Genomic DNA, 14,014 nt, shown 5'->3' with positions numbered 1-14,014 from the left:
GCGATACTCCGATGAATGAGCTGTGCGATTCAACCGCGCGCCCCCACGAAGCCATTTTCGAGGAAGGACCGACTTCGCATTTCTGAACCGTGATGTTCTTACACGGAGTGCCGTCGAAGCTGCCGTACGATCCTAACGTGGGCGGGTTTCCGGTTTTATCGAGGTCGATCTGAAAAGCTCCGCGATACTCGGCGCCGTCGAATCCGAACGCCTTGACGTTGTCAATCAATCCCGTATCAATACCGTTAAACTCAACGGCATGACCGCCACATACGTCATATACCGTAAGATCCCGGATGACAATATTCTTTGCGTGCGCGATCAGGATCGCCTGGCCGCTTTTGAAGACGTCCCCATTCGACCGCCACGTTCCGCCTTCGATAACGATGTTTGAGTAGCCGTTATATTTCGTTAATCTCGGATTTCCTTTTTCTTTTTCGAAGTTTACGATAAAGTCGTCCGCGTGCTGACGATCAAACACAACGTTACTATTTAGAGTAAGGCGTGTATTCGACTTAATGAGCAACGTCTTTTTCAGCACATAAGGCGTAGAGATGGCTGGGACATACACTTGAGCGCCCCCTAAATCGTACGCATCGTCTAAAGCCCGCTGGATATAAAGACTGGCGTCTGCTTCACCCGGGATCAGGTAATTCAAGACGTTTAATGACCGACTTTGAAGATCCTTTTTAACCTGATTATCCTCGTAGTCCAGACGATCTTTAAGCGTAGGGTGTACAACCGCGTCCGTATCTACGCGAGCATCGACGACTTCCTTTATGTTTGTTCCGTCAGCACTTAGAATGAGATTTCGCAATCGAGTTTTTTCTATTTCGATTTCTTGTGATACTGTAAGCCCGCTGCTGTGAGCAATCTGGTCAGACGTATGAGCTTTTTTGGATAATTGATGCGATTGAATCTGACTTTCTTGCTCATTCAAGCTGTTTTCTATACTTTGCATATCTGCTCTTAGTTGTGCTTGATAACGGGAATTCCGGGTTAGATCATAGTCTTTTATCAGCCGCTGCATCTCTTTCACTCCTTTTTTGGCAAAATAAAAAACGCCTACCTGAGCGTTTTGAAAAGCTGGTCAATATATCGTTTTTGATCTCTTAGTTTCTTGGCCTGATTGACCGCAATATCCTGAATGTCTTTTCTGAAGTTCGCGAACGTCAATTTTGGGCTGCTGTATGGGTTCAACGGGTTGTACTGAATTGAAATCAGCCGAACATCGTCTTCAAACATGATCCCTGATGCCGTAACAGCCAAGACATGGATGGTGTCGCCTTTCCAGAAATCCTGCTCGATCTCTAAAAGTTTCGGCTCATAGATTTTTTGAAAATCTGCTTCAATTGTCAATTCAGGATATGGATTCACATGTTTTTTTAATGCCGAAACCATACTGCTGGCTTTTTTTATGGTTTCATCTTTAATTGGATCGGCCCAGCGCGGAAGGCCTTCGAGTAAAAACTTTTTTTCATCCGGATGTACGTATAAGATCGGCTCAAATTCATATTGTGGGTTTTTACTGTCCGTGCTGCTCTTCTTCAACGCCCCGTAACCCCAGGCGCGCGTTGTACAATTTTGCGAGTTTGTCTTAATAGAAATACCTGGCATGTTATATCGCGAATCTAAAGTGAAATTGATTTTTTGTCCAATTTTCTTATAAACAAGGATTTTATAATTATCAACATCCAGCTCAGGACCGTAATCCGAAATGATTTTATCCACCAATTCCGTGGAATTTCCGTCACCAAAGTTTTCTTGTTCGGCACTCGGAAAGTCACTCACTGGAGCTTTTAAAACATACTTGAATGGCGTTCCTTTTAATGCGATATCAAAAGCCTCTTTGATCGTCATTTTTTTAGACACCGTTTCAGTCACATAGTTGTTGATCAGCAGAACCGAGAAAATATGGCTGGCCGAAACAGTTTTTCTCAACACATTATTTTCCTGCCGTACTTCAACGTTTGTAATGTAATACTTTTGATGATTAAATTTCCGTTCATCCAGAAAAAGAATGTTATCAATCACCAACAGATCAAATTCAATAGCGTTTTCCTGCGTTTTGGTGATGGTAAATGTAAAGCTCTTCTTCCCCGTCGTATCGTCCGTCAGATCGAGCGAGACGCCCGTTATTTCAACCACATTCTTTCCATCCCCCGCTAGTACATGCAGCTGTGGAAAATCAACATCCGAAGGCAAGTTTTGATTAAGCGGAACGTCTTTTCCATCATATTCTTTGCTTGGTACCTCCGGGGTCGGTATCGGCGTTTCGGGTTCTTCAGGTTCATCCGGTATCTCATCCACAGAATCATATTGTGTGAGTTTATAAGTGAAAATAAGACTGTTCAATTTGGTGGCATAATTGGGATCAGTCGCATAACCGGCTTTTACAAGCGCAGCTGTCGCCTTCTGGTAATCTTTTTCCCCGACTACCGCTTTATAATGGTTCGGGTCCCAGCTCGTTCCGTTTATGTACAGCTTGGCTAAATCCTGAATAGATTCATACCAAGACGGATACTTACGGAACTTGGCTTGCACACGGGTAGCATTTCCGCTCTTATCATATTCAGTCGTCCACATGAGAACATATTGACCGTTATAAGTACCCTTGATGCCGAATAGGTTTTTCGCTTTTTGGGCCAGCTCACTTGTACCCCATCCGCTCTCTAAACAGGCTTGAGCAATAATGAGAGACGCGAGAATATCATACTTTTTATAGACTCTTTGGGCGTCTGGTGCAATTTCCTTTATAAAATCTGTGTTTGCCATTTTGCATGCTCCTTACGCGTAGTAGAAACGGGTATCGAATATGATTTCAAAATCATTGGTATTCTGGATTTCAAAATCATTCATTCCTATATCGAGTCCCGGGAGCCTGCCGGATGTTTTGATAGGTGTTTTATTGATCACCGTGTATTGCTTAATAAAAGAAACGCGCTGTGATTTTTTTAATTCCTGTTCAATTTTCAGTTTCTCACCATTTGTATGGTTGATGATCGACACATTTTTTCCGGCCGCCCATAAGGTCACATTGTAGTCATGTTCAAGAGGATTGATATAGGCGTCCCCAGTGTTATAAACCTGAAACCTCTTTCGATTTTTGAACCTGTATTCCAGATCATCTCGCATTTGAATGTTCATGCCTGGGCTCCAGTATTCCCCGTGAAAATTCTGTTTTGTCAAAGATGTAAATTTTGATTCAGCCAGGCCGGTGACGTTATTAAATTCCACAGTAAAAGAAGTTTGGTTTTTCTGTTTCTCTTTCTGTATGCTGAAATTACCGTCACACGTAACGAGAAAACGGAGGTTAGGCAATAGATCGGTTGAAATATAATAAGGTAACGGCTTCACCAAAAGCGCATAAAGTTCTCGCCTGTACTGATAAAAATTTTCTGCGATGATCGAGTTTAATAGAATTTCTACCTTGATAGATCGCTCTTTAAAAACAACATCGCGGGGATGCTGCGGCAAGACAAGGCCGTTGATCCTCGGTATCTTCACTGTTTCCCGTTCAATGGCCGGTGAATCAGGCGTAAAGCTCAGCAACTTAAAATGGGGGAGCAAACTTGATAAGCTCTGTTCCCCCAGGCCATTATTAAAATCTAAATAAAGGTTCATCAGGTTCGTCTCACCCCACTCTGATAAGCATTTTGATCATATCGGTCTAAACTCTTCCTATCCAAAATCCTGCCGTCACCTTGTTCAAAAACGATTTCCGCCACTTGTTTTCCATCAATATTGACAGGCGCCGGATAAATTCTAATTGGCCCGCCCGTGGCCGCCGGCTCTGGTTGTCCTCCAAACGATAAACCATTAGAAAGAAGCGTAATGAGAGCATCCAGCTTCTGATTCAAAGAAGGTGTGTCAACTTCATTTCGGACGACTAACTCCGAACGCAAGGAAAGCAGCTCATCGGCCGCGCCTTTTATGTTGTAAGCCATTTTGTTGATCTCCTGTTTGAGTGACAGGTTGGCTCCTTGCCCTAACGCCTGGGCGCTTCGTTTTGCGCGCGCGACTGATTTGCTTATTCCTATCGCAAATCCATCTGTAAAGTTGTTACCTTCAGCCATGCTCTTTTTCGCTGGCGAATGGGAGTCAATAGACTTTTTCAATGCTGATAATGCAGACTTACCAAGTTTCCAAGCTGCACTAAACAGCGAGTTGCTGCCGATGCCGCCCTCAATTCCTCTGACGAATCCAGAGACAAAATCAGATCCCACACTGCTGGTTTTCACACTTTTCAACCCGGATTTCGCCTTGTTTGATACCTTCGAACCGGCATTGTAAGACGCGGTTTGCTGACTCATCAATCCTTTGGTCAAGTCCATACCGGCTTTCTTACCGCCCCCGCCGTCAGTTGTCTGACCGAGACGACCGGACACGTTTTTTGAAAGGCTTGCTGCAGTATTATTGTTTTTAGGCTTTGTGGAACTTAAACCGGCATTGTGTTGATCACCTTTTTCTTTACCGGCTGTACGGGCTTGGCCGCTATTTTTAGACAGTTCGCTGTTGACAGATTGACGGAGCACGCTGCTGGATTGTTTATTAATCCCGAGCGTGTTTCTTAAACCGAGAGCAAAGGCATTTCCTTTTTCCATTCCAAACTGCTTCGGCTGCGTCTTTCCTTGGCTTAATCCCTGATTAGCTCCTTTACCAATAAGACTCCCAGTTTCTTGGGCCTGTCCTAATGTACTGCTCAAACCAAGAGTGAATGCCGATCCTTTTTCTCGTCCAGCCTGTTCAGCTTTTTCATTGCCGCCGTTCATTTTTTCAAGGACGTTTTGGATCGCTTCGTCTGCTTTTGCCTGGGCTTCCTGTTCTGAATTGCCAAGACCAATATAAAAATCCTCAAGTGCCTGTTTAGTGGCTTTAATGGCTTCCTCTTTGCTTGTACCAAGTTTATTCAAATATTCAATTTGCTTTTGGGCCCAGCGCTCTTCATATTCGGCTTGGTTTTCTTCATACATGTGTGCCATTCCCATAGAATTGGAAATGAACTTCTTCTGTTTTTCAAGTGCCTTGCCAGTCTCTAAATCAAGCAGCTCACCATTCTTAGACATTTTTGAGAAAAGTGCACGAGAATTTTCCTCGTAACTTGCTGTATTTTTAGCAAGGGTCTTTTGGAAGTCTGCTGTACTTTTTTTCAAGAGAGCTTCCTTTTGTTGAGCATCTATATAGCCCTGTGCATACAACTGATTCAAGACTTTGTTCCGGTATTCATAATCTTCTTTCGCGGCTTTTTTTCCATCATCGTAGACTTTTTTAATCTTGTCGTTGTATTCTTTTGCTTGCTTGAAAGAGAGCTTTCCTTGCTGCTCTGTCACCGCTTTTTGCATGGCAAGAGCTTCTTTTTGATTGGCCGCAAATTTGCTGGTAGATTCTTCAAAATAAGAAATGATCTCATTAAATCTTCGTTTTTGAGTATCATTCATTTTCGATGAGACAAGGCCCGTTTCTTTTTGGAGTTTTTCCAGTTCCTTTACTTTTTCTCTGGCCTCCTGGATATCCTCATTGATATTACCAACCATCTTATCAACGATCTTCTCCCCAGCCTTTTGAGTGTTCTTATCCGTATCCTCCATTAAACCGTTAATAACGACCAAAGCGTCTTTTCTAAGCGTCTCAAGTTGTTGAATCAGTTTATCCCGCATCTCAGAATACGTTTGAACCAATTTCGCGGCCATCTTATCAGCCTGCTCCCCGGAAACGCGGGTGAGTTCAAAAAGTTGGACCTCTGCTTTTTCTCTCAAATCCACATAGGAGCCGGCTGCTTTCTGAGTCGCCTTTGAAACTCCTTCACCAAAAAGCAAAGCCTTTTCCCTGGCCTCTTCCTGCTTCTTTTTCATGTTTTCGGTTTGTTCGGAAACGGCATACATGGCAACTCCTAAAGCGCCCAATAAAGCCGTTCCTCCGACAATAGCCAAGCCCACAGGACCAGTAAAAGCTAACAGAGCGCCGACTCCTGCCGTCAGTGTAGCGACAGCCGTCGTCACGCCTAATACTCCCGCAGTAAGAACCGCAGTTTTTCCAATGGTTGCTTGTGTGCCTTTATCCAGGTTGTTAAACATGGTAAGAAGGGCGGAGCCTTTATCCGCAAGGTCACCGATTGAAGGAAGAAGTCCCTCTGTTAACGCTATTTTTGCACCTTCCAAGGCAGATTCGAATTGAATGATACTTCCGTGAGCATTATCAAGCATGGTATCCGCCATTTTTTTGGCCGCGCCGTCGGATTCTTTCAGCTTTTTCGTGTTTTCTCCGAGCGCTTTCGAGCCTTTTTGAAGAAGGACCGCCCAATGCTTGTATGCTTCAGCACCAACAATCGTTTTCAGGGTTGCCGCCTGCTGCTCTTTGGTCATGCCTTTCATGCCCTTTTCCATTTCTGCGATGACTTCAGGCATGCTTTTCATATTGCCGGCAGCATCAAAAAATTCAAAACCAAGTCGATCAATTTCTTTTTGTGCCTTCCTGGCAGGAGTTGCGAGACGGATCAGGGACGTACCGAAAGCCTGACCTGCAATAGTACCCTGTAAACCGGCATCACCAAACGCCATGATAGCGGCAGCCGATTCCTCCATGCCCCAGCCGAGTGAGTTCGCATTTGGAGCAAGAAATTTCATTGCCTCGCCCATTTGTTCAACATTGGTATTGGCGTTGGATGCTGCATAGGCTATCACATCGGCGGCATGCGCCGATTCTTCGGCCTTTAATGCAAAGGCAGACATGATGTTTGATGTAATATCTGCAGCTGTTCCAAGTTCAAGCTGTCCGGCCGCTGCAAGGCTTAACATGCCAGGCATAGCCCCGTAAATCTCATTGGTTTTAAATCCGGCCATCGCAAGAAAGCTTTGAGCATCCGCGGCCTGGCTGGCAGTAAAAACTGTAGTGGCACCAAGTTCTTTCGCCTGTGCCGTTAATTTTGCAAGGTCTCCCGCTGTTCCGCCGGAAATGGCTTGCACTTTACTCATTTGCTTTTCAAAGTCGATGCCGACTTGAACCGCATCTTTTAAAGGAAGGACCAAACCACCAAAGGCAATACCCGATGTCATGGCGACAGATGCACCGACATTCCTCATTGTGCTGCCGACTGCATTCATTCTTTGGCCCATTCTGTGGATTGTAGAAGAAGCGCGCCTAGATTCATCCTCCAGCTTTTTGATCCTCTGCGTGGTCTGCGTCAAAGCATTTTGCGTTTTATTCATTTCAGCTGTGGCATAGTTAAGCCGTCGAGCCAGTGTCTGAGTTTCTTGAGCATCTTTGCCCTTTTTTATAGCTGAATCAGCATAAGCCCGTTCAAGAGCTTTTACTTTCCGCTTATGAATATCCAGCTGCTGGTTGAGTGTTTTCGCCTTTTCTTGAGACGTTCTTAACTCGTTGCCCCATACGCCTACAGCTGTACGGTTCTTTTCAAATTCAGATTTGACGTTTTTCATTTGCAGAGCAACTGCACGCATTTCCGTTCTGAATGGGTTCGAGTTTGAATACAGTCTGACTTTTATGTCCTTAGCCAATCGGTCACCCCCTTACCCGAGCACCTGGTCAATATAAAGGCGCTTTTCTTCTTTCCCTGCTGCTAGCTTTCCGCCGGCTTCTTTTCGGCGGGCCAGGCGCCGCAGGTGGTAAACAATGTCCATTTCATCAATCTGGTTTTGCGTATAACCGATTTCTTCTAACGCGTTGTACATGTCAATGACAGCGTCAGATAAATTTACTTCCCCGGCTCTTCACCGTCGTTTGGATCAGGGTTTAAAATTCGGCTGGCTTCTGCGATATTTCCTAAAACGTAGTTTGCTGTGCCGTAAATTGTTCTCGTGACCAGCCTCGCATCAATGCCATTTTCAAATTCGTCAGCTGAGAATTTGTTTCCAAACGCAACACAGATAAATTCAATTTGCTTTTCTGTGTAGATGCGTTCAGGGTCAGTTGACTCAATATCTTCTGCGATCTCGGCCGCGTCCCGGAACAGCTTTCCTGAAATGAAATTTGGTGTGACAAACTTTTTGTGTTTACCATTGATTCTGAGATTGATTGAAATAGGTTCCATCTTGATTCCTCCCTGTTTTTGGACAATAAAAAAGAGCGCCTATAAGCGCTCCAAATTCTTTATTTACCTAAACCAATTGCTTCGGTTTTAGTATCTGTTGCAAAAGCAGAACCATCATATACAACTTGATTAAACCAACCATCACCGTTAAAAGTGTCACTGTCTTCTGCTTGAGCTTTCCAGCGTCTTTTTCCTTTTGGATTTTGCAACGGCATAAATCCAACCTTAAACTTCGCACTTTCTGGGTCAGCCTTGTCTTCTGTCGTTTTCGATTCAATAGCCATTAATTCAGGCAGCCCTTTAAGAAACCAATAATACCGGTACCCGCCGGTTGATTTCTTCGCTCTGAAGCCGAAAGCCAGATGAATTGCCTTGTCTTCAGCACTTGCAAAGGAAACACCATTCTCTTCTGTGTGGCCGTAAATTTTATTCTGCAATTTTAAAGGGAGATCAGCCATTTCAGCTTCTAAATCAATGTCACCCATACTATTAAAAATGTCATACACACCATTATCAGCCCAGAATTTTGTTTGCTCTGATTTTGGGTCAACCTTTATGCTTACAGCACCCGGGATTTTTATAGGTGTACCGAATTTCAAACTCTCTTCATCGTCTTGGATGACTTCCGCACAGTGAAACATATCTAAACCATAAATTGTTTGTCCCATTACTTTTCCTCCTTAAAAAAAGCTTTCTTATATCGCATAGCTTTGTGAAAAACCTTGTCCGTCTCTTCGTATAAATCTTGAGAATCGTACCGGCCGTAACCGATTGACTTCATGAGCCGGTCAATTTCTTTTGCGATTTTGGTTTCTTGACTGACTGTATATGAATTGGTAAAAATGCTGATCTGAAAGCGAACCTCCGAAGATTGGGCCTGATTATCGGCATATGAATCATCAGCATTTTTCAATTCGGTATACATGATTCTTGGGTATGCGTTAACGTCTGAAGCGACTCTATTATGAAAGCCGCCTGTCACCAGTTCTTTTAATGAGAAATCGTTGACCAGGGCAGCGCTCAATTCTGCTTTTGCATCAAAACTCATTTGATTGGCGCTGTTAGAATGCGGGCCATTACTTCCACAGCTGACGCCTCCCCTTCATCCCTGCCTTTTTCGATAAAAGGATAAGGTGGCATTTTTGATGTCCCATACTCCAAGAATCTCGCCCGGTAAGCGACTTTTTTATTAGGCCCAATTGACACGAATTTTTCTGCGCCTTTTGATTCCCTGGCCTTTGAAACCGTAATGTTATCAGCTATATGGGGCTGATTTTTATCGCTTCGATTAACATTTTGTCGCTGGTGCTGCGCGATAATTTCCCCGCCGGCTTGCAAAGCCACATCTTCCGCCTTTTCCACGTCTTCACCGATTCTTTCAAAATATCGATCTAGGTCGGCCAGCCCTTCAAAGTTCATTTCAGCCATTGAGCCCCACCTCCTGGCACATAATTTCAAACCACTTTTTTGAATCTTCAGGATCGTTAAAGTCAAGGATGTCAAAGGCTCGGAAAATCGGTTCACCCTTTTCATTTGTGCCGATCTGTTCAACAATTTTCATATCGCGTTGAATATCTTGCCGAAACCGAATGGTGATCTTTTTAGGCGATTTAACGCCCCATGCCCCCGCAATCATAGATTCATTGTTTCCGAGAGAGCTAAACCCCTCCACAGCTCCCCATACAGTGAATACATCAACATAAGCGTCAATCCAATTCAGTTCTTCATCTTGAATCTTGGTTTTCTTTTGAAAGGTCAGGCGGTGCCGCAGATCGCTGGTCCTCTTTCTCTTCATCTTCCTGCACCTCATCATCCGTATAACGCAGCTGCGTCATTAGATTTTCAACAGTAAAAGGGATGGACGAGCCGTTTGTCCCTGACTCATACATTCCTCTGTTTTCATACCAATGCTGGACAAGCATTTTGGCCACAATTTCAAACTGTGGGTTCCCATCAACAAACCGCCCAATAGCATTGACAATATAGCTTTTCGCTGCCGCAATAAATTGCGATAACATTTCATCATCTTCAGAATGGTCCAGACGGAGATAGTTTTTCATATCCACCAAATTCATGATGGTTCACCCGCCTTATTCTTGTGGCTCATTGTTCGCGGAATCGTCAGAGCCTGCCACTTTTTCTCTCAACTCATCAATTTGAGATTGAAGACTATCAAACATGGCCTTTACTTCGCTGTTTAAGTTATCCGGCATGACGCTGCCGGTACCAATGTTTTTGCTTCTGACAACATTTTCACCAAGCATTTCGTGGGTGATGCTCCCGTCTTCAATGACAGCCGGATCACCTTTCTCACCTTTGGGTCCTGGCTCTCCCTGTGGACCTTGTGGGCCGGTATCTCCTTTTTCCCCTTTTGGTCCTTGTGGTCCCTGGGGCCCTGGTTCCCCCTGCATTCCTTTAATATACAAAGGGTTGTCTTCACTGTTATTTTTCAAATAAACAGCTGTTACAGGCTTTCCTGTCCCGTCATCCTCTGCGGAAGTGTAAACACCATTACTTTGGTTTAAAAATTGATCTGCCATTTTTCATCATCCTTTTCTGTTATTTTTATTTTCCAACATCAACGGATTTTTCTTCTCTTGGGGTTTCTACTTGAGCATTTTCACCAACAACTAGATCAGTCACAATCACAGCAGCTTCAGGATCAACAACTTTCCCGTCAAAACGCTCGATTCCGCGGAAGTAAGTCTGATCAGTCAAGAAAGCATCGCCGCCAACATCTGTTGATTTAATTTCGAATTTCTGACGGTCAAACATAAAATATCCACGTTTGAAATCGCCAAAAAGAATGTGTGTTTTTTGCGTCTTCTCATCAGTAACAATTTCGTCATAGATTTCAACCGGACGCCCGAACAGAAGGAAGTTGTCTTCATCTCTAGGGTCTTCAGCCAATATCCCTCTGCCGTTTTTATCTTCAATGTTTGCCAGAGTTTCAAAGGCTTCAGTATTCATCACCCATTTTGCGTTTTTCCGATAACCACGTTTAATCTGATTTTTCACTTTCCTTAAAAACTTAATTGTAATTACTGATGGTGCTTTGAGGGTCTTAAATTTTTCGCTTGAGATGATCCCTTCAACGTTTTTCTCTCCGCCTGCTCCATAAAGGATTTCATCATTTTCTGTGACGATAGCTGATTCAGAAAGCCATTCCACAATTTCTCTTACAAAATTCTCAAATGAATCGTCTAAAAGCTCACTTGGAGCCGGCATAAATCCAGCAAACTTCTTGACGTTGTACCAGATTTGATCAAACTCCATATTTTTAAGTTCTTGAATCTGTTCTTTTTCAGCCGTGTTGTAGAGTTTTCCGGCCACTCCTTTTCGGACTGTATAACTGCCAGAAGGGGCAGTTTTAGGAACAACGCGGACCAAATTACGGACAGAGTTTAATTCCTGGATAGATTTCAAAATCTCTTTTGAGATATCATCCGGTACGGTATAGCCACCATCCTTATCACTTCCGCTAGAAAGAGAACGATTTTCTTTTAAAACCCGTTCCATCATATTTCTTTCTTCAGAATTCAAATCAGCTTCACGGCCAGTCAACACTTTGAACCACGCTTCCCGATACTCTTTTGTAGCTGTTAGAATGGTTCGGGACTCTGTTTCATTCTGGGCGCCTAAACTGCGACCCTCTCCGTCGTCCAGCGTCGGTACAAAATTGTTCCGTTCCGTTACATCCGACACATCAAGAGAACGCCCCTCCGCCATTAATTCAATTTGATTTTTCAAGGTCTTGGCCTCGTCAAGCAGCGTACGTGCCTCTTCTGTATTTCCCTCTTGCAGCTTTTGATCTGCCGCATTTTTCTTTTCCGTAAATTGTTGTCTCAATTCAATTTCTTTTTTGCTCATTTGCATTGGCATAAATGATTTCCTCCTTGTTTTTAGACACAAAAAAAACCTCTATTCCGGGAGAATAAGGTCTAAAAGTTCTAATTCCATTTTTAAATTGTCATCCGGCAGTTTCCGGGACTCTTTCAACTGCTCTACCTTCTCCAAACTCCGCGAACCAACGACTGCCTCCGTGTCGTTATATGCCGGGGTGGTGACAAGCGAAATATCATATATACGATGGATTTTATTAATCCGCCTTTCATAAATATCTTCCTCATCATTAAACCGCCATTCATCAGCATCCGTCTCATTGTGATTTAAGGAAAAGGCAAAAGAACACTGATTTATGACGCCGCTTCTTATATTCGCCATCAAATCACGCGCGTATGACGTTTCTGACGGCTTAAAACGGAATTTGAGACCTATGTTGTCCGCTTCTAATTCGAGCCGCCCTACGTCCCCTGAGACGGTATTTCGGGCCAATGGGTAATCTTGCCGATGATTAAATAATGCAATAACATTTGAAAGATCAGCCGAATCCAAAGCGTTCCGGCTAATAATTTCCTTAAACCATCCCCCAAGCCGTTCAGACCACTTTTCAAATTTCAGTGCATATCCTTCCACAAATTCGCTTTCGCCTTCACCCTCTGAACGAACTTCAATAGGTGTGGTTAACTGCCGAATCTCTTTATCCTTCATCCTTTTTGTCACCTCCCTTCAGGGCGCCGCCGGCTTTAAGGCGCTGATATTCTTCCATAAAGTCCAGGAAAACATAGTTTAAGCTGGACATGAACTTGTCCCCGTATTCAATCGGGTTGCGTTCTATTAATGACCTAATCTCATTTCTATTTAAGGCCCCAATTTCTTGAAGTATTTTCAGGTATTCTGCCTGGGTCTTGCTGTCTCCACGTAGCTCACTATCAATATTAAATTTCACATAGTGGCCTTCGGCTGTTTCATGATCTGTGAAGAGCTTAACATTTAGTTCTTGCTCAAAATTAACAATCCACGGCTGAAGAGTGTTTCTCACATATTCAATGGATTGGTGTTCAATATTCGAGAATGTGGCCTTGTCCAGCTCATTCAGTTTGTGCAAAGGCACCTTGTAGATCATCGCTATTTGCGCCTTATTGAATTTCATTGATTCAACGAATTGGGCCTCTTGTAACGGCATTGAGATGGATTGATATTCAAGCCCGTTGTCTATGATCGCAATGTTTTCACCTTGGTTTACACGTTTCCATTCTTTACGAACATTTTCTTTCGGCTTCTCATCTAAAAAAGCAGGAACCTTTAAAATCCCCCGAGGTGTTGCATCATTTTTATACAGCTTCGCATTATATTTTGTTGCGGCTGCCTGGGCTCCAATGTGTTCGCGGACAACGCCGACAGGTGACTTACCCTGTATGCCGTCAGTAGAAAGCCCTTTGAAATGTAGCACCTGGTGATCATATAACTCGACCGCTTTGTCATTGAGAACTGTTTGATACCAAAGCATTCCCGTTTTCGGATTGATATAAGCATTCGTAGCGTCTGGCCGCAATGGATATAATCCTTTTGGAAACCCACTGGAATCAAATTCAATGTATGAGTAGCCATTCCCCCAAGTCAAAACGTGAGTCATCATGAGTTTTTTCCAGGTAAACGCGGTCATATAGGGATTAGGGCGAGCATAGATCATATACGCCACAGGATGCTTGGGCCTACGTTCAATCCCGTTGTCTAACTTTTGATAGGTATGAACAGGCAGCTTTGCGATGTCATCAGATAATACATTCACACAGGCAAAAACATCCGGCTGCACAAGCGAATTTCTTTCATTCACTTTCTCGCCGCTTGCGGTCTGTCTGCCGCCGAACAAATTTATCAATTCATTGAAGCCACTGGCCTCAGAGGAATCTGATCGTTTTTCAAACACCCGATCAATTAGCAATTATTTCACCTCCCTTTCTTGGTCAGGAGATAGGCATAAAACATAAAAAATACACCCGTCAGAATCAGACCGATGTTCGTATTGAATCTATATGCAGCTGCAAGGATGAAGGCGGCCCCCACCACAAACAGCAGATCATTTAAAATTAAAAGCAGAAAGGCCAGGAATTTTTTCATTCTCTC

16 protein-coding genes are annotated in these 14,014 nt (G+C 43.6%); all 16 read right to left on the bottom strand.

Annotation, left to right across the window (positions count from 1 at the left end; genetic code table 11):
• A partial coding sequence (locus tag ACH97_RS12105; protein ID WP_048350379.1) for a hypothetical protein occupies positions 1-1,030 on the bottom strand: 1,030 nt, incomplete at its 3' end.
• A gap of 35 nt (positions 1,031-1,065) precedes the next feature.
• Complete coding sequence (locus tag ACH97_RS12100) at positions 1,066-2,775, bottom strand: phage tail protein (RefSeq protein ID WP_057957842.1); 1,710 nt, start codon at positions 2,773-2,775, stop codon at positions 1,066-1,068.
• A gap of 12 nt (positions 2,776-2,787) precedes the next feature.
• Complete coding sequence (locus ACH97_RS12095; protein ID WP_009330398.1) at positions 2,788-3,624, bottom strand: phage tail family protein; 837 nt, start codon at positions 3,622-3,624, stop codon at positions 2,788-2,790.
• On the bottom strand, positions 3,624-7,514 hold the full coding sequence (locus tag ACH97_RS12090) for a phage tail tape measure protein (protein ID WP_048350378.1): 3,891 nt from the start codon (positions 7,512-7,514) through the stop codon (positions 3,624-3,626). Before ACH97_RS12090 ends, ACH97_RS12095 begins: the two co-directional genes overlap by 1 nt.
• A gap of 12 nt (positions 7,515-7,526) precedes the next feature.
• A complete protein-coding gene (locus tag ACH97_RS23800; protein WP_009329201.1) occupies positions 7,527-7,688 on the bottom strand; it encodes a hypothetical protein in 162 nt (53 codons plus the stop codon).
• Between the two features lie 23 nt (positions 7,689-7,711).
• Positions 7,712-8,047 (bottom strand): phage tail assembly chaperone G, encoded by a 336-nt coding sequence (gene gpG / locus ACH97_RS12085; protein WP_048350377.1) that lies wholly within the window; start codon positions 8,045-8,047, stop codon positions 7,712-7,714.
• Between the two features lie 59 nt (positions 8,048-8,106).
• Positions 8,107-8,715, bottom strand: coding sequence for a major tail protein (locus tag ACH97_RS12080; protein WP_009329203.1), 609 nt, complete (start codon positions 8,713-8,715; stop codon positions 8,107-8,109).
• Positions 8,715-9,095 carry a tail completion protein gp17 gene (gene gp17 / locus ACH97_RS12075; RefSeq protein ID WP_009329204.1) on the bottom strand — a complete coding sequence of 127 codons (381 nt, stop codon included), beginning with the start codon at positions 9,093-9,095 and terminating at the stop codon, positions 8,715-8,717. Before gp17 ends, ACH97_RS12080 begins: the two co-directional genes overlap by 1 nt.
• Positions 9,092-9,475: an HK97-gp10 family putative phage morphogenesis protein gene (locus ACH97_RS12070; RefSeq protein WP_009329205.1), complete on the bottom strand. Its 384-nt coding sequence runs from the start codon at positions 9,473-9,475 to the stop codon at positions 9,092-9,094. Before ACH97_RS12070 ends, gp17 begins: the two co-directional genes overlap by 4 nt.
• Positions 9,468-9,842 carry a phage head closure protein gene (locus tag ACH97_RS12065; protein WP_009329206.1) on the bottom strand — a complete coding sequence of 125 codons (375 nt, stop codon included), beginning with the start codon at positions 9,840-9,842 and terminating at the stop codon, positions 9,468-9,470. The genes ACH97_RS12070 and ACH97_RS12065 overlap by 8 nt, the downstream gene beginning before the upstream one ends.
• Positions 9,772-10,122 (bottom strand): head-tail connector protein, encoded by a 351-nt coding sequence (locus ACH97_RS12060; protein ID WP_009329207.1) that lies wholly within the window; start codon positions 10,120-10,122, stop codon positions 9,772-9,774. The genes ACH97_RS12065 and ACH97_RS12060 overlap by 71 nt, the downstream gene beginning before the upstream one ends.
• Before the next feature lie 15 nt (positions 10,123-10,137).
• On the bottom strand, positions 10,138-10,587 hold the full coding sequence (locus tag ACH97_RS12055) for a collagen-like protein (protein ID WP_009329208.1): 450 nt from the start codon (positions 10,585-10,587) through the stop codon (positions 10,138-10,140).
• Positions 10,588-10,612: 25 nt separating this feature from the next.
• Positions 10,613-11,929: a phage major capsid protein gene (locus ACH97_RS12050; RefSeq protein ID WP_017475036.1), complete on the bottom strand. Its 1,317-nt coding sequence runs from the start codon at positions 11,927-11,929 to the stop codon at positions 10,613-10,615.
• Between the two features lie 39 nt (positions 11,930-11,968).
• Positions 11,969-12,598 carry an HK97 family phage prohead protease gene (locus ACH97_RS12045; RefSeq protein ID WP_025807960.1) on the bottom strand — a complete coding sequence of 210 codons (630 nt, stop codon included), beginning with the start codon at positions 12,596-12,598 and terminating at the stop codon, positions 11,969-11,971.
• A complete protein-coding gene (locus ACH97_RS12040; protein ID WP_009330392.1) occupies positions 12,588-13,832 on the bottom strand; it encodes a phage portal protein in 1,245 nt (414 codons plus the stop codon). The genes ACH97_RS12045 and ACH97_RS12040 overlap by 11 nt, the downstream gene beginning before the upstream one ends.
• A gap of 5 nt (positions 13,833-13,837) precedes the next feature.
• On the bottom strand, positions 13,838-14,008 hold the full coding sequence (locus ACH97_RS23795) for a hypothetical protein (RefSeq protein ID WP_009330391.1): 171 nt from the start codon (positions 14,006-14,008) through the stop codon (positions 13,838-13,840).
• Positions 14,009-14,014: the final 6 nt, after the last annotated feature.

This window comes from Bacillus paralicheniformis (genome assembly GCF_001042485.2).
GTDB classification, from domain to species: Bacteria; Bacillota; Bacilli; order Bacillales; family Bacillaceae; genus Bacillus; species Bacillus paralicheniformis.
This window is presented reverse-complemented; position numbering and strand designations above follow the sequence as displayed.